20 protein-coding genes are annotated in these 19,830 nt (G+C 32.1%); 15 read left to right on the top strand and 5 right to left on the bottom strand.

The annotated features are described in order from the left end of the window. Nucleotides 1-3: 3 nt before the first annotated feature. From APS56_RS16485 to APS56_RS16495, 3 genes are all read right to left on the bottom strand, one after another. On the bottom strand, nucleotides 4-1,257 hold the full coding sequence (locus tag APS56_RS16485) for a dihydroorotase (RefSeq protein ID WP_054730961.1): 1,254 nt from the start codon (nucleotides 1,255-1,257) through the stop codon (nucleotides 4-6). Further along, nucleotides 1,254-3,176, bottom strand: coding sequence for a BatA domain-containing protein (locus APS56_RS16490; RefSeq protein ID WP_054730964.1), 1,923 nt, complete (start codon nucleotides 3,174-3,176; stop codon nucleotides 1,254-1,256). The genes APS56_RS16485 and APS56_RS16490 overlap by 4 nt, the downstream gene beginning before the upstream one ends. A 90-nt stretch (nucleotides 3,177-3,266) precedes the next feature. Continuing rightward, the gene (locus APS56_RS16495; RefSeq protein ID WP_054730966.1) at nucleotides 3,267-4,271 is read right to left on the bottom strand and encodes a glycosyltransferase family 2 protein; all 1,005 of its coding nucleotides are present in this window, start codon (nucleotides 4,269-4,271) and stop codon (nucleotides 3,267-3,269) included. A 99-nt stretch (nucleotides 4,272-4,370) separates the two neighbouring features. Between APS56_RS16495 and APS56_RS16500 the strand changes: the two genes are divergently transcribed. The 3 genes from APS56_RS16500 to APS56_RS16510 all read left to right on the top strand — a co-directional run bounded on the left by APS56_RS16500 (nucleotide 4,371) and on the right by APS56_RS16510 (nucleotide 7,362). Further along, nucleotides 4,371-6,263, top strand: coding sequence for a M61 family metallopeptidase (locus APS56_RS16500; protein WP_054731461.1), 1,893 nt, complete (start codon nucleotides 4,371-4,373; stop codon nucleotides 6,261-6,263). 167 nt (nucleotides 6,264-6,430) lie between these two features. Beyond that, the gene (locus tag APS56_RS16505; RefSeq protein WP_054731463.1) at nucleotides 6,431-6,898 is read left to right on the top strand and encodes a DUF6495 family protein; all 468 of its coding nucleotides are present in this window, start codon (nucleotides 6,431-6,433) and stop codon (nucleotides 6,896-6,898) included. A 101-nt stretch (nucleotides 6,899-6,999) separates the two neighbouring features. Further along, nucleotides 7,000-7,362, top strand: coding sequence for a CoA-binding protein (locus APS56_RS16510; protein WP_054730969.1), 363 nt, complete (start codon nucleotides 7,000-7,002; stop codon nucleotides 7,360-7,362). Here the strand turns inward: APS56_RS16510 and APS56_RS16515 are convergent. Beyond that, nucleotides 7,333-8,775, bottom strand: coding sequence for a sodium:solute symporter (locus APS56_RS16515; protein ID WP_054730971.1), 1,443 nt, complete (start codon nucleotides 8,773-8,775; stop codon nucleotides 7,333-7,335). The two genes, APS56_RS16510 and APS56_RS16515, sit on opposite strands and share 30 nt — an antisense overlap. Before the next feature lie 123 nt (nucleotides 8,776-8,898). On the opposite strand from APS56_RS16515, the gene recR reads away from it, so the two are divergent. The 11 genes from recR (at nucleotide 8,899) to ftsY (ending at nucleotide 17,220) form a co-directional block, all read left to right on the top strand. Continuing rightward, nucleotides 8,899-9,516, top strand: a complete 618-nt coding sequence (gene recR / locus APS56_RS16520) for a recombination mediator RecR (protein WP_054730973.1) — start codon at nucleotides 8,899-8,901, stop codon at nucleotides 9,514-9,516. 7 nt (nucleotides 9,517-9,523) lie between these two features. Then, on the top strand, nucleotides 9,524-10,624 hold the full coding sequence (locus tag APS56_RS16525; RefSeq protein ID WP_054730975.1) for a glycosyltransferase family 2 protein: 1,101 nt from the start codon (nucleotides 9,524-9,526) through the stop codon (nucleotides 10,622-10,624). Between the two features lie 85 nt (nucleotides 10,625-10,709). Next, nucleotides 10,710-12,050 carry a dihydrolipoamide acetyltransferase family protein gene (locus APS56_RS16530; protein ID WP_054730977.1) on the top strand — a complete coding sequence of 447 codons (1,341 nt, stop codon included), beginning with the start codon at nucleotides 10,710-10,712 and terminating at the stop codon, nucleotides 12,048-12,050. Between the two features lie 104 nt (nucleotides 12,051-12,154). After that, nucleotides 12,155-12,931: a 3'-5' exonuclease gene (locus APS56_RS16535; protein ID WP_054730978.1), complete on the top strand. Its 777-nt coding sequence runs from the start codon at nucleotides 12,155-12,157 to the stop codon at nucleotides 12,929-12,931. A gap of 136 nt (nucleotides 12,932-13,067) precedes the next feature. Next, nucleotides 13,068-13,679 (top strand): fumarylacetoacetate hydrolase family protein, encoded by a 612-nt coding sequence (locus APS56_RS16540; RefSeq protein WP_054730980.1) that lies wholly within the window; start codon nucleotides 13,068-13,070, stop codon nucleotides 13,677-13,679. Then, on the top strand, nucleotides 13,680-14,021 hold the full coding sequence (locus APS56_RS16545; protein ID WP_054730982.1) for a hypothetical protein: 342 nt from the start codon (nucleotides 13,680-13,682) through the stop codon (nucleotides 14,019-14,021). Next, nucleotides 14,021-15,271, top strand: a complete 1,251-nt coding sequence (locus tag APS56_RS16550; RefSeq protein WP_054730984.1) for a competence/damage-inducible protein A — start codon at nucleotides 14,021-14,023, stop codon at nucleotides 15,269-15,271. Before APS56_RS16545 ends, APS56_RS16550 begins: the two co-directional genes overlap by 1 nt. A gap of 84 nt (nucleotides 15,272-15,355) precedes the next feature. Further along, nucleotides 15,356-15,592, top strand: a complete 237-nt coding sequence (rpmB, locus tag APS56_RS16555; RefSeq protein WP_054730986.1) for a 50S ribosomal protein L28 — start codon at nucleotides 15,356-15,358, stop codon at nucleotides 15,590-15,592. Between the two features lie 24 nt (nucleotides 15,593-15,616). Next, nucleotides 15,617-15,799: a 50S ribosomal protein L33 gene (rpmG, locus tag APS56_RS16560; protein ID WP_027075265.1), complete on the top strand. Its 183-nt coding sequence runs from the start codon at nucleotides 15,617-15,619 to the stop codon at nucleotides 15,797-15,799. 44 nt (nucleotides 15,800-15,843) lie between these two features. Next, the gene (locus tag APS56_RS16835; protein WP_082379393.1) at nucleotides 15,844-15,996 is read left to right on the top strand and encodes a DUF4295 domain-containing protein; all 153 of its coding nucleotides are present in this window, start codon (nucleotides 15,844-15,846) and stop codon (nucleotides 15,994-15,996) included. Nucleotides 15,997-16,266: 270 nt separating this feature from the next. Next, the gene (ftsY, locus tag APS56_RS16565) at nucleotides 16,267-17,220 is read left to right on the top strand and encodes a signal recognition particle-docking protein FtsY (protein WP_054730989.1); all 954 of its coding nucleotides are present in this window, start codon (nucleotides 16,267-16,269) and stop codon (nucleotides 17,218-17,220) included. A gap of 62 nt (nucleotides 17,221-17,282) precedes the next feature. Here ftsY and APS56_RS16570 read toward each other — a convergent pair whose 3' ends face one another. Further along, entirely contained in the window at nucleotides 17,283-18,347 is a 1,065-nt protein-coding gene (locus tag APS56_RS16570) for a serine hydrolase domain-containing protein (RefSeq protein ID WP_054730991.1), read from the bottom strand. A gap of 160 nt (nucleotides 18,348-18,507) precedes the next feature. Between APS56_RS16570 and rimO the strand changes: the two genes are divergently transcribed. Continuing rightward, a complete protein-coding gene (gene rimO / locus APS56_RS16575; protein ID WP_054730993.1) occupies nucleotides 18,508-19,812 on the top strand; it encodes a 30S ribosomal protein S12 methylthiotransferase RimO in 1,305 nt (434 codons plus the stop codon). Nucleotides 19,813-19,830: the final 18 nt, after the last annotated feature.

The raw sequence follows: 19,830 nt of genomic DNA on the forward strand, positions 1-19,830 counted from the left end.
TAATTAATTTAAAGCCACTTGATTATTTGCTAAAACACCATATACCTGTCCTTTTAAATCTTCGCCTTCAAAAATGGCGTTTTTAGACTTAGAAACAATATTTTTGGTAGAGAATGTGTACTTGGTATCTGGGTTGAAAAGTGTGCAGTTTATTTTATTTCCAATGTTGATTGGTGTGTTTTCTAATCCAAATCTGGATTTACCTTTGGTTAATAAATCAATGGTCTTTTTTAAAGTGAAGATAGATTGTAAAGCGCCAAAAGCACTTTCTAAACCAATAGTACCATAAGCAGCATGATCAAATTCAATCTTTTTTTCTTCAATATTTAAAGGGGTATGATCGGTAGTAACCATATCAATAGTACCATCTTTTACGCCTTCAATAAGCGCGTTTATATCTGTTTGGGTTCGTAGGGGGGGCAAAACTTTAAAATGGGTGTTGAAGTCACTTAAAACATCATCTGTAAAGTACAAATTATGAATGGCCACACTACAGGAAATATTTAGTTTTTTCTTTTTTGCTTCCCGAATCAACATTACTGATTCTGCTGCTGAAATGGTAGGGATATGTAATTTTCCACCAGTATATTCTAATAAAAATAAGTCGCGAGCCACCTGCATGGTTTCAGCAAGTGCTGGATTTCCTTTTAGGCCTAATTTGGTACTGTTTATATTTTCATTCATAACCCCCGCACCTGCAATTTTATTGTCTTGTGGAAAAGAACATACCAAACCGTCAAAATTGCTGGCGTATTGCAAGGCAATTTTCATTAGGTTTGGGTTGCAAATGGGTTTTTTATAATCATAAAAAGCAACAGCACCTGCATTTTTCATATCATACAATTCAGCTAAGTCTTCACTTTTACTGTTTCTTGTAAGCGCTCCAATAGGTAGTATAGTTACAGCATGGTGATTGGCTTTACTTAATACAAAACTTATATCGGCATTGGTATCTAAAACGGGATGCGTGTCGGCATTCATGGCAACGGCTGTAAACCCAGAAGTTGCTGCTGTTTTTAGTCCGTTTTGTATGGTATCTCGCTCTTCAAAACCAGGTTCACCAAAGCTAACACTACTATCAAACCAACCTTGAGATATATGAAGGTTTTCTAATATTATTTCTTGATAGTTATTAGGGTTTTTTAAGTTGCTTCCAATTTGTGAAATGATACCATTTTCAATTAAGAGATCTTGAGTGGTATTATGAAACTCACTTTTTGAATCAATGATAGTGGCCGATTTTATAAGTACGTTCATTTAAAATATTTTAAGATTACCAATTCAACAATCAGGAATATCAATGCAAAAATAACAAACCATTTCCATAGCACATTAACTTTTTCATGACTTTTTATAGACTCAAAGGTGTCCATTATAGAATCATTTACTGTTACATGTTTTAAATGAGAAAGGTCTTGATATTGTAAAAGGTTTTCGTTTCTATTGTAATTATAACTTATGTTTTGAATAGATTCTTGGTTGTTTTTAATGGTATAAATCCCTGCCATAGAGGGGTTCGTATCTGTTTTAATGGAAACTTTGTTATTGAAATACTGTTGGCGTGGAATCAAATTTGTAGTACTGCTTACAATAGATAAAATAGCGTCTTGTTGCAATTGGACACTTACATCAAAGCGATTGTCATTTCCAATAGAATAATATAAAGGCGGCATTTTTAAACTGCTTGCTCCAATATTATATAGGCTTGGAACTATTAATGGTGAATTTTTAAAATTAGAATTTTCATTACTTAAAGGGGCGGTAATAATATATGCACCATTTTTTTCAAATAAAAAAGGGCTGCTATCTTCAAATTGCAATGCAGCGGTACTTATAGTTGATTTTAAACCAAAATATGTATTCACTTTTGGATATTGAAAGTTTTTTACTTGTTTTTCAAAAACCCCATTGCTGTAAAGTGGATGAGAAAAATTAATAGTTGTTATGTTCTTTTCGGTTTCTGATAGCGCATTAAATTGTACTCCAAATGTAGTTAAGAGTGTATTGTAAGACAATAAATCACTTTTTTTAGAAGGAATGATTAGTAATAAACTGCCTTGTTTAGTGGCTGATTTTAAAGTGTTTGATAAATTGTTTGGAATATTATCTAATTCGTTTAAGATAATAAGATGTTGCTGTTCTAAAATGGCGTAGTTTAATTGAGTTAGTGGCGTAGATGTATAGTTGAATTCATCTTGGGTGTAAATACGTTTTAAAAAAGCATCATCGGCTTCGCTAATTGAAAGCACATTGATTTTTGACGGTTTATTGATGTTGAAAAATAAAGTGTTATCAAATTGCAGTTGGGTATCTTCAATGCTTATTTTACCATTGATAATGTTATTAATAGGAAATGAAAAATAGGCTTTAGCTTCTTGCTCAATTCTCACTGATGTTTTGGCAATTAAGTTGTCTCCATCATACAATGAAACTGGTAAGTTATCAATGGGTTTTCCGGTGTTTTTCAATAATACAGATAATTCTAAATGCGTAGCGTTTGTTGCAGAAATATAGGTGCTATCAATAGCAATGTTGTGGAGGGTTTCTGGTTTTAATTGAACCGCTTGTATGTTAATTAAAGAGTCTGTTTTTGGTTCAAAAGGGGTGCTGCTTTCTTGAAAATCAGAAATGAATATTAAGTTTTTAAAACTACTTGTTTTTTTAAAAAGTTTTTTAGCTTTTAAAAAAGCAGCATGATAGTTTAAGGCATTTGCAGAATAATCAAGTTGCAACAAATCGTTTTTTACTAATTTGATATTGGTGTTTTTGAATATTGCATTATTAGTTACTATAGAAACGGTTTCATTTTCAGGAAGGTTACTTATTAAATCTTGAACGGCACGCTTAAAGAGAGGGCCTTGTTTTCCTTTTGCTTGCATGCTAAAGGAATTATCTAAATAAATTACAGTTTCTTTATTGATGTTAAAAGTATTGGATTTGACATTAAAAGGCTGTGCAAAAGCGATTATTAGGCAGGCTAATAATAGTATTCTGGACAATAAAACCAGCCATTTTTTTAGCTGTGAACTCTTTCTGGTTTGAAGGACTACATTTTTTAAAAATGCCACATTGGTAAAGTCCTCTTTTTGAAATTTTCGCAATTGAAAAAGATGGACAATAATAGGAATGAGTAGTAGAAATAAAGCGTAAAGAAGTTCGGGATGTTTAAACTGCATGTCTTATTTAGATTAGTCAAACCTACGGAAAAAATAGAATATAGAGAAAAGAAAATATAATTAACGATTAATCAAATACGTTGAAATGAATCAACAAAAGAAAACATAATCTAAAAGTGCTTGCATATTAAGTTGTTTCAAATAGGATTTTATTTCTTTTTGGGCTTGTTTATTGGCTACTGTTATGATACTTTGAGGATTTTTAATACAAGACAAGGCTTCAAAAGCCAATAGTTTTTTACCATAAATATCTCTACCTATTTTATTAGGGTTGTCGCAAATCCATTCAAAAGAAATGTTGTTGTTAATCAGTATTTTAGCGGTAATTTTACCTTTGTTTCCAGCACCCCAAACCACTAAGGTTTTATTTTTGTTGTAATCCAGTTCAATAAAATATTTTAATTTTAAACTTAAAAAATGATTTTCTGCATAATTTTTATCGGTTCGAGAGGCTCGAGAACTATAATCACGCCATTTATGAAGAATAACATTGCTTGGAATGCATTTTATGTTGTATTTGTAAAACCGAAATGCTAAGTCGTAATCTTCAGGATATCTATCTGGGTTAAATGCATCACATGCTATTAAATCTTCTTTGTGAATCATCCAACAAGGGGAGGGAATGACACATTCTTTATATATTTCAGAATAATTAGTCCCCTTTTTAGTTAATTTATTTAACCATACTTCGTAATTTTTATAACCTTCTTTAATACCTGTTTCAGAAAAATAATTAACCAATCCAAGGGCAATATGCTGCGATCCGTAAGTGCATAATTGAGAAACCATGCTTTCTAATTTGTTTGGAAACATAATATCATCACTATCCATTCTAGTAATAAAATTGCCTTTGCTTTTTGATAGTGCTAAACGCAACGCATGGATAATACCCGGTTTCTTATTTTTTAATAATTGTATTCGAGCATCTTTTTTTGCAAATTCTTCTACTATTTTATAACTACCATCCGTTGAAAAATCATCAACAATTAGCAACTCCCAATGAGAGTATGTTTGTTTTAATATGGAAATAATACAGTCACCTAAAAATAATTCGGTGTTTTTAAAAGGCGTTAGAATACTCACTATAGGTTGCATTTTGCGAATATACTAATTCATCTTTTAACAAAATCTTATGAATCCAACCCGTTACATAATCTTATTTTTGACGTTTCAAAAAATGAATATATAAACCCTATGAAAACGAGACTATTAATAGCAACACTTGCAGGTGTTTTACTGGTTAATTGTTCAGCTTCAAAAAAAGCAATTAATGATTTGGCCACTAATAATCCTGTTGAAACTTCTATAGATTTAACAGCTGTTAAAAATGATAAATTACCCGTAATTATTAATCCAGGACGTTTTGTTTCAGAAACCGTAACTTATCGTTTGCCAAGAGTGGTTCAGGGTACGTATTCTGTGGGTGATTTTGGTAAATATGTAGATGATTTTAAAGCATTTGATTATAAAGGCAATGAAATTACAGTGAGTAAAATTGATACCAACACGTGGATTATTAATACGGCTACAAAATTAGATTATATTACATATTACGTAAATGATACATTTGATATTGAGGAAGTTGGAGGTATTGGTGGAGAACAACCTTTTTCACCCGCAGGAACTAATATTGAGCCTGATAATTATGTGTTAAACCTTCATGGTTTTATAGGCTATTTTGATTCATTAAAAAGCAATCAGTATAAATTGAGTGTATCAGCACCGTCTAATTTCGTCAGGACTTCTGCTTTGCAAGAAACAGGAACTGAAATGAGTAAAGATGGCAAAACCATTACATCGCATTATTTAGCTCCAAGATATTTTGATATTACAGACAATCCAATGATGTATGGTCTTTTTGATGTTGAAGAATTTCAAGTGGAGAATATTAAAATAGTTTTGAGTGTGTATTCCCCTAATAAATTACATTCTGCAAAGTCATTAAAGGAAACCATTTTTAAAATGATGCAAGCTCAAAAACGATATTTAGGAGATATTGATAGCACACCGCGATATGATATATTTTTATATTTATCTGATGGAGAAGAAGATGCTCCTAAAGGATTTGGAGCTTTAGAACATCATACAAGTACGGTAGTAGTTATGCCAGAAGCTTATACAGACGAAGCTTTAGCAGAAGGTATGATTGATGTCGTGTCTCATGAGTTTTTTCATATTGTAACACCTTTGAGTGTGCATTCAGAAGATGTACATTATTTTGATTATAACAACCCTACATTTTCGAAGCATTTATGGATGTATGAAGGAGTAACTGAATATTTTGCAACGCTTTTTCAAGTGGACCAAAATTTGATTGATGAAGCAGCTTTTTATAAGAAAATAATGGAAAAAATTCAGGGGTCGTTACGATTAGATGACAGTATGAGTTTTACAGTGATGAGCGAAAATGTTTTAGATGAACCTTATGCTTCGCAATATTATAATGTGTACCAAAAAGGTGCTTTAATTGGGATGTGTATTGATATTTTGTTAAGAGAAGAAAGTAATGGCCAGCGTGGTATTTTATCCTTGATGAAGGAATTATCAATGAAATATGGAAAAAATAAACCATTTGAAGATGATAAGCTAATAGATGAAATTGTAGCTATGACCTATACTTCTTTAAGAACTTTTTTTGATAAACATATTATTGGCACAACTCCTATAAATTACAATGAGTTTTTTGAAAAAGTAGGGTTAGAAGTTGCCGAAGGTCAAATACCAACAAATTACATTCAAAATGGGGCTGCTCTAATTGTTGCAGCCAATCATGAAGATGGAAGTTTGTTTTTTACTGATGCTGTTGCAGATAATAGTTTTTGGAGTGAACAAGGGGTGTTGCCCAATGATATTATAAAAGAAATAAATGGAACACCTGTTGCAATACAAAATGCTAATGAGGTTCTTCAAGATGTTTACATGTGGGAGCCAGGGAAAGAAATTGAAGTAAAATTATTTAGATTAGGAAAGCAAATTGTTATTAAAACGACTACCACACAACCTTATACATCAGGTGAACTTTTACTTCCAAAACCGGACGCCACTGATGCGCAGGTTGCCTTGCGTAGAGCATGGTTGAAAGGATAGCGTCATAATTATTACCATATAGTTTTTTTGTTATGCATACAGAAATTATTAAATTTTTGTATTCGTGGCAACTATTTTTTATTTGTAAATTCGCAAAAAAAAGCGAGCTGCTCAATAGGTTTAAAATGTTATACATTGAGGCAGTCCAAATGTTTTACTTTATTAAAATGAAATACGCAAGACTTACCAAAGAACAATTTGAAGAACTACACCAAGAGTTCATTAACTTTTTAGCCACGCAATCTGTTACAGCAGATGAGTGGGCCAATTTAAAAGAGAATAAACCAGAGGTTGCAGAAATGGAATTGGATGTGTTTAGCGATTTAATTTGGGAAGGTGTTTTAAACCAAGCCAAATATTTGGAGCATATTTCGCCGCAACATATGTATTTATTTAAGTTGAAAAAAAATAATATGCAGGCTGTAGTGGTTACACTAAAAAATGATGTTGATATTACTACTAAAGAGGGATATCAATGGCTGCGCGAAAATTTAATGGATGAAAATGTCGAGTTTTTACAAGCTGAAAAAGACTATTCGGAAGATAAAAACTTAGATAAATTCAATATGATACAGCAAGGTGCTGTTATTACTAAAGGCGATTTGTTTAAGTATTTTAATAAGCTAATAAATTAAAATCTGTAATTTTAATAGTTTTTTCTAAGTCTAATATTCTTTTCGTATTTAGATTTAAAACGTTTTAATTGGTTATTTCAGTATAGGAATTGAGAAAAATTATGGATAAGAAAACATTAGTGTTTGGAGCATCTTTAAAACCTAATAGGTATTCTAATTTTGCTATTAAAAGGCTTGTCGATAGTGGTTTTGAAGTGGTTGCTTTTGGATTAAAGTCAGGTGAAGTTGCGGGTGTAAAAATTGATGTAGACTTGTTGCTTTATAAAAACATACATACTATTACCTTATATCTTAATCTTGAACGACAAAAAGATTATTATAATTATATAATTTCTTTAAAACCAAAACGTGTTTTATTCAATCCTGGAACTGAAAATCCAGAATTTTATACAATTTTAAGAGAAAACAATATTAGTTTTGAAACAGCATGTACTTTAGTGTTGCTTTCGACGAATCAATATTAATCCTGAAAAAGTTAATAATCCATTTAAAATCAATATAAAAAAGCCGAATTCAAAACCGAACCATTTTAAACTATTGGCACTAATAATATAGGAAAGAATAGGTGATAAAATGGCAATGATAGGCACTAATTTATCATTTACTTTCCAATTTGTAAATAATCCAAATGCATAAAGTCCTAACAGTGGCCCATAGGTATAACCAGCAAAAACAAACAACTTGGCAATGACACTTTCATCTTTAATAACGTATTTAAAGGCAATAATTACCAATATTAGAATTAGTGAAACTAAAATATGTATGCGTTTCCGAATAGCTATTTGCTTGTCTTTAGTATGTTTTTTTTCAATATCTAAAATATCGATACTAAAAGATGTTGTAAGTGAAGTTAAAGCACTATCTGCACTACTATAGGCTGCGGCTATCAATCCAATTAGAAAAAACACAAACACCCCAATACCCAAATAGTTTTTTGCTAAAATAGGGAACAATTCGTCTTTATGGGCATCAATACCGTTTTGTTGTGCGTAAACGGTTAAAAGTAATCCTAAACTTAAAAATACAAAGTTAACTATGGTTAAAACAAGGGTAAACCAAAACATGTTTTTTTGAGCATCTTTTAATGTTTTACAAGTGAGGTTTTTTTGCATCATATCTTGGTCTAATCCTGTCATAACAATAGCTATAAACGCACCAGATATGAATTGTTTCCAAAAATAATCTCCAGACTTATAGTCGTCAAAAAAGAAAGTTTTAGATAAATTGCTATCTAAAATATATCCAAGAAGGTTGCTGCCGCCAATCCCTAAGTCACTACTAACAATTATTATTGCAACGCCTACCGCAGTTAACATAAATAACGTTTGCAAGGTGTCTGTCCAAATAATAGTTTTTATACCAGATTTAAAGGTATATAACCAAATCAATAAGACGGTTATACTAACGGTTTGCCAGAAAGCCACATTAAGTTCATCAAACAATATAATTTGTAGTACATTGGCAACTAAGTATAATCTAAAACTGGCTCCAACTACCCGAGATATTAAGAAAAAAGAAGCGCCTGTTTTGTATGAATAATTGCCAAAGCGCGTTTCTAAATAGGTATATATGGATGTTAGATTTAGCTTGTAATACAGAGGTAACAAAACCGTACCAATTACAAAATAGCCAACAATGTAGCCCAGTACCACTTGCATGTAACTAAATTGCGAGGCTTCAATCCAGCCAGGAACAGAAATAAAAGTAACACCAGAAAGGGAGGCACCAATCATTCCAAAAGCAACAACATACCAAGGCGCTTGTTTATTTGCTTTAAAAAAAGCATCATTGTCGCTTTTTTTTCCAGTTAAATATGAAATTAATATTAGTATACCAAAATAAGAGGCTATTAATAGAAGAATTTGTGTTGGATTCATACAGAATATTTAAAGGTTTCAAATTACAAATATTAAATTTCATTATCCAAATCAATTACAAGGTATTTAAAAGAGGATTTAAAAATTAGTGAAATTCAAGTCTAAATAGTATTTTCGCAATCTATGGAATTTTCCTCAAAATTATTAGAGCGTGCAGTTAATGAAATGTCGCAACTCCCAGGTATAGGAAAGCGTACGGCATTGCGTTTGGTTTTACACATGCTTAAGCAACCAAAAACTCAAATTCAAGCTTTGTCTGAAGCTTTACAAAGTATGCGTAATGATATTAAATTCTGTAAATCGTGTAACAATATAAGTGACGTAGATGTTTGCGAAATTTGTGCCAACCCGCATAGAAACGAAAAAATAATTTGTGTTGTTGAAGATATTCGTGATGTAATGGCCATTGAAAACACCAGTTCTTTTAAAGGTTTGTATCACGTTTTAGGAGGTAAAATTTCACCAATGGATGGTGTGGGACCTCATGATTTGAATATTGAGTCGTTAGTTCATAAGGTTAAAGAAGGTCAGGTGGAAGAACTCATTTTTGCGTTAAGTTCCACTATGGAAGGGGATACCACAAATTTCTATATATATAAACAAATTCAAGCGTATAATGTACAAACCTCTACCATTGCCCGGGGTATTTCTGTAGGTGATGAATTAGAATATGCTGATGAAGTAACTCTTGGAAGAAGTATTGTTAATAGAATTCCGTTTGAAACTTCCTTAAAATCATAATTGCCTTTTGAAGCTTTCTATAGTCATTTTAAATTATAATGTGCGTTATTTTTTAGAACTGTGTCTAAAAAGTGTGCAAGCGGCTACTGTTAATATAGAGGCCGAAATTATAGTAGTAGATAATAGTTCTGAAGATGATAGTTGCCAAATGGTGAGAGATTTATTTCCGGAGGTTGTACTTGTTGAAAATAAAGAAAATTTTGGGTTTTCTAAAGGGAATAATATCGGTGTTAAAAAAGCTAAAGGTGAATATTTATGTATTCTAAATCCAGACACCGTAGTACCAGAAGATGCCTTTGAAAAATTGTTAGAGTTTTCTACCACTAAAGAAAACTTAGGTATTGTTGGTTGCAAATTGATAGATGGTGTTGGTAAATTTTTACCCGAAAGTAAACGTAATGTTCCAGTGGTAAATGCAGCGTTTAAAAAATTATTAGGCAATTCAAATGATTATTATGCAAATCATTTAGAAAATAATGCGGTTGGAAAAGTAGATGTTTTGGTAGGTGCCTTTATGTTTTTAAGGAAACGATTGTATGTTGATTTAGGAGGATTTGATGAAGATTACTTTATGTATGGTGAAGATATCGATTTGTCTTATTGTGTGCTAAATGCAGGATATGATAATTATTATTTCGGAAAAATTTCAGTAATACATTACAAAGGAGAAAGTACTTTAAGAGATAAAAAATATGCAGAACGCTTTTATGGCGCGATGCAAATATTTTATAAAAAACATTTTAAAAAGAATTGGCTGTTTGACGTTTTGGTTTGGCTTGGTATCAAACTTGCTTTTACTTTTAGACCAGCAATTGTTCAAAAAATAAAAACCGTGCAGCGTTATGTTTTTGTTTCAGATAAAATGGATGTTAGATTGGAAAACAAAATATCTAAAAAAATTATTTTGAAATCAGATTTAAAAAATATTGAACCAGAAACCGAAATCATTTTTGATGCCAATGTATTGACTTTCAAAAGTATTATTGCTATGTTTGAAAGTGATAAAAAAACAGATTTAGTTACCTATAAAATATTACCTAATCAATCCAATTTCTTTTTAGGTAGTGATAATTCGATAAGCCAAGGCAAAATAATTGTTTTAACCTAGTTTTATAATTTAAAGTTTAAAAAAATCCATGCGTTTTCGTTAATTTTGCAGTATCTAATAGATAAAGCAAGATTACTTTATAGTTATGGCAAAGTTTGAACTTAAATTACCCAAGATGGGTGAGAGTGTTGCAGAAGCAACTATTACCACTTGGTTAAAAAATGTAGGAGACACTGTTGAATTGGATGAGGCGGTTCTTGAAATAGCAACAGATAAAGTGGATAGTGATGTTCCTAGCGAAGTTGAAGGGGTGCTGATTGAAAAACTTTTTAATGCAGATGATGTTGTTCAAGTGGGGCAAACTATAGCCATTATTGAAACGGAAGATGATAACGAGTTACAGACGCAAGCTTCAAATGAAAACATAACCGAAGATGTTCCTAATGAAATTATAGAGCAAATAACGGAAGGTATTTCTGTTGCTCAAGAAACTTTATCAACAGTAACGTCCACCGAAGATCGATTTTATTCGCCATTAGTTAAAAACATAGCGAAAGAAGAAGGTGTTAGTCAAACTGAATTAGATGCATTATTAGGTACCGGTAAAGGTGGTCGGGTGACTAAAGATGATGTGTTGGACTATCTTAAAAATAGATCTAATGGGGTTAAGTCTGAGCTTTCAATAGTTGAAAACCCAGTTGTAGAGCCTACTGTAGCTCAAACATCTGTTAATGATGAAAATACAGTTCAAAAACCAATTTCTGTTGTTTCTAGTGGTGAAGATGAAATTATAGAAATGACAAGAATGGGGAAAATGGTTTCAAATCATATGATGGATTCCATTCAAACGTCTGCACACGTACAAAGTTTTATAGAAGCAGATGTTACCAAGATATGGAATTGGCGAAATAAAGTAAAGACAGAATTTGAAAAACGTGAAGGTGAAAAATTAACTTTTACGCCTATTTTTATGGAAGTGGTGGCTAAGGCATTAAAAGAGTACCCTATGCTTAATATTTCTGTGCAAGGAGATAAAATAATCAAAAAGAAAAATATCAATATTGGTATGGCGGCGGCCTTGGAAGATGGTAATTTAATTGTACCTGTTATTAAAAATGCCGATCAACTTAATTTGGTAGGCATGACCAAACAAGTCAATGATTTAGCAAACCGCGCAAGATCTAATAAATTAAAACCCGATGACGTTCAAGGTGGCACCTACACAGTTACTAATGTGGGATCTTTTGGTAGTATTATGGGGACGCCTATCATCAATCAACCTCAAGTTGGAATTTTAGCTTTAGGAGCTATACGAAAAGTACCTGCTGTAATTGAAACCGAGGAAGGTGATTTTATAGGTATAAGATATCGCATGTTTTTATCGCATTCTTACGATCACCGAGTGGTTAATGGTGCACTTGGTGGACTGTTTGTAAAAACAGTAAAGGATTATTTAGAGGCTTGGGATGTAAATAGAGAAGTTTAATAATAGATTAAAATAACTAAAAGAGAAACCTGACAATAAAACGTTCAGGTTTTTCTATTTTTGCCAAATACGATTGTTGTTCAGTAATCAATATAACACAAAAAATGCAGCTAAACCTTACAAAACCTATTTGTTTTTTCGATCTTGAAACAACAGGGGTCAATATAACTTCAGACAGAATTGTTGAAATTTCGGTGCTAAAAGTATACCCAAATGGAAAAGAAGAATCTAAAACCTGGTTGGTTAACCCAGGAATTCCTATTCCTAAGGAAGTAACAGAAATCCATGGTATATCAGATGTAGATGTTGCCGATAAACCATTATTTAAAGAAATAGCCAAAGAGGTATTTAATTTGATAAAAGATTCTGATTTAGGAGGTTTTAATTCCAATCGATTTGATATACCCCTGTTAGCAGAAGAAATGTTGAGAGCAGAAGTAGATTTTGATATGAAAAATCGCTTAGCCATTGATGTGCAAACCATTTTTCATAAAATGGAGCAACGTACATTAAGTGCAGCTTATAAATTTTATTGTGATGAAAGTTTAGAGAATGCACACAGTGCAGAAGCAGATACAAGAGCAACGTATGAAGTTTTGAAAGCGCAGGTTGCTAAATATGATGAGGTTGAAAACGATACAAAATTTTTAGCAGAATTTAGTTCTAGAAAAAAGTTTGCTGATTTTGCAGGGTTTTTAGTATTTAATAAAAACGGTGAAGAATGTTTTTCTTTTGGTAAACACAAAGGAAAGCCTGTTACTGATATTTTAGAAAAAGAACCGGGGTATTTTGGATGGTTGTTAAATTCAGATTTCCCATTATATACAAAAAAGGTGTTAACGGCTATTAAATTGAGAAGCTTTAATAATAAATTGGGATGATTAGTACTCAGTCTCATTTTTTAGCGAGCAATGAAACCTATAATTAACTGATTTTTGTGTTAGGGAATGTATGAGGAGCCATTGTGGGGCAAGGGGTGAGAGCTTCAAGAAGAACACCAATTAAAACTTTAAACGTATGAAACTAATTTGCATTGGAAGGAATTATACCGAACATATTGATGAACTGGATAATGAAAAGCCAACCGATCCAGTAATTTTCTTAAAGCCAGACACGGCAATTCTTCTTAAAAAACAGCCTTTTTTTATTCCAGATTTTTCTGAAGATGTACATCATGAAGTTGAAGTTTTGGTTAAAATTAATAGAGTAGGTAAGTACATAGATAAAAAATTTGCACATAAATATTATAATGAAATTGGTCTGGGAATTGATTTCACAGCACGCGATTTGCAAAAGCAATTAAAAGACAAGGGGTTGCCATGGGAAAAGGCAAAAGCATTTGATGGTTCGGCAGTAATTGGCGATTGGATACCAGTAAATGAAATAGAAAATGTAAACAACATTGTATTTTCTTTAAAAAAGAACGATAATATTATTCAAAATGGAAATACAAGCCACATGCTTTGGAAAATTGATGAATTGATAGAATATATCTCGAAATATTTTACTTTAAAGATTGGAGATATTATCTTTACGGGAACTCCCGCAGGGGTTGGCAAAGTATTAGCAAATGATAAGCTTAAAGGATTTATAGAAAACAAACAGATGTTTTCAATAACAGTTAAATAAATGGAACAACATTACAAATTATTTAGAGTAAGGGAATTAGCGGATAACGATGAAGATTTTATCGCTGCATTGGCTGCTGCTTTTTTAGAAGAGGTGCCAGAAGATGCGGAACGATTAAAAAAAGCTGTAGCAGAAACAGATTACTTTAATGCCTACCAAGCTGCTCATAAAATGAAACCAACCGTAGATTTGTTTGAGCTTGGTGTGCTAGATACATTAATTGAAGTGCAGGATTGGGGTAAATTTGAGAAAAAGGATTTAGATATTACATCACAATTAGAAATTGTTATTTCTGCAGTTGATAAAGCAACAGCCGAAATTAAATCGGATTTTAATCTATAATGTTAGCAGAAATCATCACTATAGGCGATGAGCTTCTCATTGGGCAAGTTTTAGATACAAATTCTGGATTTATAGCTAAAGCCCTCACTAAAATTGGAGTTTCTGTTTATCAAATCACTTCTGTTCAAGACGATAAAACGCATATTTTAAAAGCATTTAAAGATGCTGAAAATCATGTGGATATTGTTATTATTACGGGTGGTTTAGGTCCTACCAAAGATGATATTACAAAAAAAACCATAGCCGAATATTTTAATGACACTTTAGTTTTAGATGAGTCTGTATTAAAAAACATTAAGGAACTTTGGAAAAAATATGTGAGGCAAACACTGCTACAGGTAAACTTAGATCAAGCTTATGTGCCTTCTAAATCTAAAGTATTAATGAATACTTTAGGTACAGCGCCTGGTATGTGGATGGAAAAAAACAATAAGGTTTTTGTTTCTCTACCAGGAGTTCCATACGAAATGGAAGCTCTAATGGAAAATGAAGTCATTCCAAAAATTAAAGAAAAGTTCCATTGCCCTTTTATTTTACATAGAACACTTTTAATTTACGGCTTAGGAGAAAGTACTTTAGCGGCAAGAATAGAAGCGTGGGAAGATAATTTACCTAAGCATATCAAACTCGCTTATTTACCTGATTTAGGTAGAATGCGACTTCGTTTGTCTTCTGTAGGTTTTGATGAAACTCTGGTTAGACTAGATGTACAACAACAAATTGATGCGGTGCTGCCATTAATACAAGAAGCGTTTTTTGGTTTTGAGGATGAAGATGATTCTATTGAAAATATTATAGCTAAGCAGCTTACAAAATTAGGGAAAACCGTAGCTACAGCAGAAAGTTGTACTGGTGGAAAAATAGCAGAGCGGTTTACAAAAAACGCTGGCGCATCTTCTTACTTTAAGGGAAGTGTTATAAGTTATGCTACCCAATCAAAAATTGATGTTTTAGGTGTCTCTAAAGATGCTATAGATGCTAATTCTGTCGTTAGTGCACAAGTTGCAGAAGCAATGGCGACTCATGTACAAGAATTATTTAAAACAGATTACGCTATTGCTACAACAGGAAATGCAGGGCCTACCAAAGGAGACTCTAATGAGGAAGTTGGAACGATATATATCGCTATTGCTACAAAAAACAAGGTTTTTTCTGAGAAATTCATGCTTGGAAATCACCGTGTAAAAGTAATAAATAAAGGCGCAAATAAAGCCTTTGAAATGTTACTAAAAGAAATTTTAAAAAATTGATAATTTTTACGTTGTCATAAGTTAAAGATTTTATATATTTGCACCTCGTTTTTAAACAACAAAAAAAATTAAAGCTTAGAAATAATGTCAAGAGTTTGTGAACTTACTGGAAAAAGAGCAATGGTTGGAAACAACGTGTCTCACGCAATGAATAAAACAAAACGTAAATTTGATGCAAATTTAATTAAAAAACGTTTTTATATTCCTGAAGAGGATAGTTGGATAACTCTTAAAGTTTCTACTTCTGCTTTAAAAACAATTAATAAAATCGGTATTTCTGCAGCAATTAAGGATGCGAAATCTAAAGGATTTTTAAAATAATAGCTGCTTAATAAGTATAATACAATGGCAAAAAAAGGTAACAGAATTCAGGTAATTTTAGAGTGTACAGAACATAAAGAATCTGGTCAAGCAGGTACTTCAAGATACATTACAACTAAAAATAAAAAGAATACGCCAGAAAGAATGGAGATTAAAAAATTCAATCCTATTCTTAAACGTATGACAGTTCATAAAGAAATTAAATAATTAGAAATTTTTATAATTTCAAATAATTAAAAAGACATTGAGTCATGGCAAAGAAATCAGTAGCATCATTACAAACAGGATCTAAAAGGTTGTCAAAAGCAATAAAAATGGTAAAATCTCCAAAAACAGGAGCTTATACTTTTGTTGAGTCTATTATGGCACCTGAACAAGTAAACGATTTCTTCAATAAGAAATAAGGGTACCTATCATAATATTATTAAGCCACTTTCCAAAAGAAAGTGGCTTTTGTGTTATATTTACCGAAGGATTTTAATGACAATTTTTCCGAATGGAATAAAAGGTTGGATAATTGCTATTAAAATTTAGACATTACTTTTATCCTGAATTTAGTTTAGATGCAACATTGGCTTGGAGTTTACTTTAGAATAAGAAGAGAAACTTTAATTATTACGCAGGATAGGTAACGTTTAACTAACTATATGAATAAACGAATAAACATTTTTTAAATGAGTTTTTTTAAAAAAATATTTTCATCAGAAAAAAAAGAAACCTTAGATAAAGGTTTAGAAAAGTCTAAAAGTAGTTTCTTTGGTAAACTAAGTAAAGCTGTCGCAGGAAAATCTAAAGTAGATGATGATGTTTTAGATAATTTAGAAGAAGTTTTGGTGTCTAGTGATGTAGGTGTTAATACTACATTGAAAATTATAGAACGCATTGAAAAGCGTGTTTCTAAAGATAAATATTTAGGCACGGACGAACTAAATAGTATTCTAAGAGAAGAAATAGCGAGTTTATTAAGTGAAACGAATACTGGTGAAGAAACCGAATTTTCAATACCAAAAAACAAAAAACCCTATGTTATTATGGTTGTTGGTGTTAATGGGGTAGGTAAAACTACAACTATCGGTAAGTTGTCACATCAATTTAAAAAACAAGGGCTTAAAGTTGTTTTAGGAGCAGCAGATACTTTTAGAGCAGCAGCAATAGACCAACTGCAAGTTTGGGCTGATAGGGTAGATGTGCCTTTAGTAAAACAATCTATGGGTAGTGATCCTGCTTCGGTAGCTTTTGATACCTTACAAAGCGCCGTTACACATAATGCAGATGTAGTTATAATTGATACAGCTGGGCGTTTGCACAATAAAGTAAATTTAATGAACGAGCTAACAAAAGTAAAGCGCGTTATGCAAAAAGTAGTGGAAGACACGCCTAATGATGTACTTTTAGTTTTAGATGGTTCCACAGGTCAAAATGCTTTTGAGCAGGCTAAACAATTTACAGCTGCTACTGAAGTAACCTCATTAGCAGTAACCAAATTGGATGGTACCGCTAAGGGAGGTGTTGTGATTGGTATTTCAGATCAGTTTAAAATTCCTGTAAAATACATAGGTGTAGGAGAAGGAATTGAGGATTTGCAGGTGTTTAATAAATATGAGTTTGTGGACTCTTTTTTCAAATAAGTATATTTTTTGATGTTCTCTTAATAACTTAGTAATCTTGTTATTTTTAAAATAGGGGTTGATTACTCAATTAATTCATTAATTTTTCCCCACAAATCATTATCAAAACTCGATAAAGCAAAATTATCATCGTCAGCAGCTTCGCCCATTCGTATAATTACTAATTCTTTGCTTGGTATAACATAAATTTTCTGATCGTTTTTTCCTAAAGCAGCATAAGTGTCGCTAGGAGCATTTGGAATCAATTCATCATTAAATTCAAATTGACTTTGTGGTAAATGGTAACTTGGTTTTCCGTTTAACCACCATAAATATCCATAAGCTTTATTAATTTCTTGTGAGGTGTTTGTAGCTTCATTCAAAAAGTTTTCAGAAACAATTTGTGTGTCTTCCCATTTACCTTTGGCATAAATCATTAATCCAAAGCGTGCCATGCTTCTGGTATTACTCCAGTACACATTTAAATGATTTAAATTAGTCCAGGAGCCAGACATACCAATTTTATCTCTCAAATTCGTATTAAAATAATTATCCCAACTTTGACTACTAGCAGCAGCTACCACATCTTGCATTTTAACATATACGTTATGATATGCCCAACGGGTTCCAGAGTCTGCCACATATTGTAGATTGGCTGCTGAAACATCATCTCCAATTGTATCGTCTAAACCAGAATCCATTGATAATAAGTTTTTACAGGTAATGAGATTTTCTTTTGCTAAAGTTGCGCTTGTCCAACCAGTTCCTAAATAATCAGACACTTTATTATGAATATTCAATAAGCCGTCATCTTGTGCTATGCCAGAAACTGTGGTTGTTAATGTTTTTCCCGCACTAGCCCAATACCATGGTGTAGAAGCAGAATGCCCATTCATATAGGCTTCAATAACAATTTTTCCGTTGTGTAATATTATAAAACTTCTGGTGTTTTTTTCTTCTAAATAGTCTAAAAGAGGTTGTAGTTTGTTTGCATTCCAACCTAAATCTGAAATAGATTTTGTTTCCCAAGAATCAGAATTTATTGGAGGAAAATAAAGGGAATCTATAGTTGGGGGTATTGGTTCACTTTTAGAGCAATTAAAAAATGAAACCGATACAATGGTTAAAAATAAAAATAGCTGTTTCATAACTTGATTTTTATGATTTTGGACTGTCAAATATATAAAAGGTTTAATAAGCACTTATAAATTAGACTTTGTTAACCGATAATCAACATTTGTAAATTTCATGCTGAGCTAAGTAGAAGTGCCATATTCATTCCGTATCTTTGCGCACTTAAATTTTGGTATGAGAACGAAAACACTAAAAAAGAATAAAATTAATGTAGTAACTCTTGGATGTAGTAAAAATATTTATGATAGCGAAGTGTTAATGGGGCAATTAAAAGCCAGTGGAAAAGATGTAGTTCATGAAGAGGAAGGTAATATTGTGGTCATTAATACCTGCGGATTTATAAACAATGCCAAAGAAGAAAGTGTGAACACTATTTTAGAGTTCATGCAGAAAAAAGAAGATGGCGACGTTGATAAGGTATTTGTTACAGGGTGTTTAAGTGAACGATATAAGCCAGATTTACAAAAGGAAATACCAAATGTAGACCAATATTTTGGAACCACAGAATTACCTGGTTTATTAAAGGCTTTAGGGGCCGATTATAAGCATGAACTTATAGGTGAGCGCTTAACAACTACACCAAAGAATTATGCTTATTTGAAAATTGCCGAGGGTTGTGACAGGCCGTGTAGTTTTTGTGCCATTCCTATTATGCGTGGAAAGCATAAAAGCACACCTATTGAGGCCATTGTTACCGAAGCAGAAAAATTAGCATCCAAAGGCGTTAAAGAACTTATTTTAATTGCTCAGGATTTAACTTATTATGGACTCGATTTATATAAAAAACGAAATTTAGCTGAATTGCTTGAGGCTTTGGTAAAAGTAGAAGGAGTAGAGTGGATTCGCTTACATTATGCATTTCCAGCAGGTTTTCCTATGGATGTGTTGGATGTGATGAATCGAGAACCTAAAATTTGTAATTATTTAGATATTCCGTTGCAGCATATTAGCAATTCTATTTTAAAAAGTATGCGTCGTGGTACCACAAAGGAAAAAACCACCAAATTGCTTAAAGAATTTAGAGCAGCTGTACCAAATATGGCAATTAGAACCACTTTAATTGTTGGATACCCAGGAGAAACGGAAGAAAATTTTCAGGAACTAAAACAATGGGTTTCAGATATGCGTTTTGAGCGTTTAGGCTGTTTTACGTATTCTCATGAAGAAAATACACACGCTTATAATTTAGAAGATGACGTGCCACAGGAAGTGAAACAAGATCGAGCTAATCAAATAATGGAAATTCAGTCGCAGATTTCTTGGGAACTTAATCAAGAAAAAATAGGACAGATTTTTAAAGTGGTTATTGATAGAAAAGAAGGTAATTATTTTGTGGGAAGAACTGAATTTGATTCACCCGACGTGGATAACGAAGTCCTTATTGATGCCACAAAAACCTATTTAAAAACAGGGGAGTTTGCTACTGTAAAAATTACAGAGGCAGAAGATTTTGATTTGTATGCAGAGGTTCTTATTTAGTTAAATAGTGCTTTTTTA

The organism is Pseudalgibacter alginicilyticus, from assembly GCF_001310225.1.
Taxonomy (GTDB): domain Bacteria; phylum Bacteroidota; class Bacteroidia; order Flavobacteriales; family Flavobacteriaceae; genus Pseudalgibacter; species Pseudalgibacter alginicilyticus.